This window comes from Neisseria sp. P0021.S005, from assembly GCF_051956955.1.
Window position 1 is genome coordinate 1 of record NZ_JBQCWY010000471.1, and the last position, 2355, is coordinate 2355.

Consider the following 2355-nt stretch of genomic DNA (forward strand, 5'->3'; position numbering starts at 1 on the left):
TGACGATGGAGCAGGGCAAAAGCCTGACTGAGGCGCGTGGTGAAATTGATTATGCGGCTTCGTTTGTGCGCTGGTTTGCGGAAGAGGCGCGGCGGATTGACGGCGATGTGCTGACAAGTGTGAAAGCATCGCAAAAACTGGTTGTATTGAAACAGCCTGTCGGTGTTACCGCTGCGATTACGCCGTGGAACTTCCCATCTGCGATGATTGCACGCAAGGCTGCGCCTGCTTTGGCGGTGGGTTGCGCGATGATAGTCAAACCAGCATCACTCACGCCTTTGAGTGCGTATGCATTAGTCGTTTTGGCTTATGAAGCGGGCGTACCACAGGATTTGTTGCCTGTTGTCAGCGGTAGTGCTTCGGAAATCAGCCATGAATTTGCCACAAATCCAACTGTGCGCAAAATCAGCTTTACCGGCTCAACCGAAGTCGGCGCAAAAATTTTTGCCGACAGTGCGGCAGACATTAAAAAACTTAGCTTAGAACTGGGCGGCAATGCGCCGTTTATCGTGTTTGACGATGCCGATTTAGACAAAGCCGTCGAAGGTGCGCTCGCCAGCAAGTTCCGTAACAGCGGTCAGACCTGCGTCTGCACCAACCGCGTTTACGCTCAATCCGGCATTTACGAGGAATTTTGTCACAAATTGAGTGAAAAAGTGGCTGCGCTCAAATTGGGCAACGGCTTGGAAGATAACGTAAACCAAGGACCGCTGATTGAGGAAAAAGCGGTGGAGAAAGTAGAGCAGCACATCGCCGACGCATTGGCTAAAGGCGCAAGTTGCCTGACCGGCGGCAAACGCAGCGCATTGGGCGGAACGTTTTTTGAGCCGACCGTTTTAAGCGGCGTTACGGCGCAAATGGCGGTAGCTCACGAGGAAACCTTCGGACCTTTGTGTCCGGTGTTCCGTTTTGAAACCGAAGCCGAAGTCGTCGAGGCTGCAAACAATACGGAATACGGTTTGGCAGCTTACCTTTTTACCTCCGACACCGCCCGTCAGTGGCGCGTCGGCGAAGCCTTGGAATACGGCATGGTCGGCATCAATACGGGCTTAATCAGTAATGAAGTGGCACCGTTTGGCGGCGTGAAACGCAGCGGTTTGGGACGCGAAGGTAGCAAATATGGTGCGGACGAGTATTTAGAATTGAAATATTTGTGCATTGATGTAGCGGAATAAGGCTGTACAGTAAAGGCCGTCTGAAATTTGGTTTTCAGACGACCTTTTTCAAATGCAGTAAAGCTACTTGTTAATTTTGATATTATTAGAACGAGCTTTGTAAAAAAGCAAAACCATAAGAAACAAAGTTTCAAAAATTTTGTCATATGTATATTAAATTAGCTTAATAACTATTTTATATGTTTTTAATTTCATTATATGTGTATTCCAAATTTATGGAGTTAGTTTTTCTTTAAGCGAAGGCAGCGGAAATTTTGGTACCTATATCGGCGGCAATACAACAGTGAGCAAGGCAGGATTGGTTCTTTTTGCTCACACAGTGTGGCTTATATCGATAGCGTGGGAACTTTATCTAGGCTGCAATGTTTGAAAAAAGGTGATGTGAATGTTTAAGAAAATTTTAGTCCTGTTTTGCGTAGCTTTTACCGGCGCGTGCAGTTCCTTTGATGGGGATGGTTTGACAAATGGCTCATATTCTCAAGGAAAACGTCTTGATCCGAATTGTGATCATTATGCTGTCGGTGGTAGTGGTGGCGGTTGTACACCGGCAGGTCAATGGCATCTTAAAGATAAACAAGGACAAAGAGTACCATTCTAGTTTTTAAAAATGATTGTAGAACGGGCATTTAATTATTTAGGCCGCCTGAAATTTGGTTTTCAGACGGCCTTTGTTTTAGAGTAGATCCTGGATGGCTGAACGCTCTTCTTCCAATTCGGCCAGCGTAGCGGCAATACGTTTTTGGCTGAATTCGTCCGACAAATCCAAGCCCTGGACGATGCGGTAGCTGCCTTCGTTACAAATGACGGGGAAGCCGAAAATCAAACCTTCGGGAATGCCGTAAGAGCCGTCGGATGGAACGCCCATGGTTATCCATTTACCACTGCTGCCGAGCAACCAGTCGCGCAGGTGGTAGATGGCGGCATTAGCGGCGGAGGCCGCGGATGATGAACCGCGTGCGGCAATAATGGCGGCACCACGTTCGGCGATTTTCGGCATGAAGACTTCGGTGTTCCAGTCGGGTTCGGTAATCATGTCTTGGACGGACTCGCCGTTGCTGGTGGCGTAGCGGTAGTCGGCGTACATGGTCGGGCTATGGTTGCCCCAGACGCACATTTGCTCGATGGAAGTAATCGGGCGGTTGATTTTTTCGGCAATTTGACTGACGGCACGGTGGTGGTC

2 protein-coding genes and 1 pseudogene are annotated in these 2355 nt (G+C 48.6%); 2 read left to right on the plus strand and 1 reads right to left on the minus strand.

From position 1 onward, the window contains the following. A partial coding sequence (locus ACTHUE_RS15715; protein ID WP_440423952.1) for an NAD-dependent succinate-semialdehyde dehydrogenase occupies window positions 1-1175 on the plus strand: 1175 nt, incomplete at its 5' end. A gap of 385 nt (window positions 1176-1560) precedes the next feature. Next, window positions 1561-1773: a hypothetical protein gene (locus tag ACTHUE_RS15720; protein ID WP_219088512.1), complete on the plus strand. Its 213-nt coding sequence runs from the start codon at window positions 1561-1563 to the stop codon at window positions 1771-1773. Window positions 1774-1848: 75 nt separating this feature from the next. On the opposite strand, the pseudogene ACTHUE_RS15725 reads toward ACTHUE_RS15720, so the two are convergent. Then, window positions 1849-2355 (minus strand): annotated as a pseudogene (locus ACTHUE_RS15725) (malate dehydrogenase); the annotation flags it as partial.

Coding starts and splice junctions, on each gene's coding strand:
- ACTHUE_RS15720 (WP_219088512.1), top strand. CDS start 1,561: ATGTTTAAGAAAATTTTAGTCCTGTTTTGCGTAGCTTTTACCGGCGCG.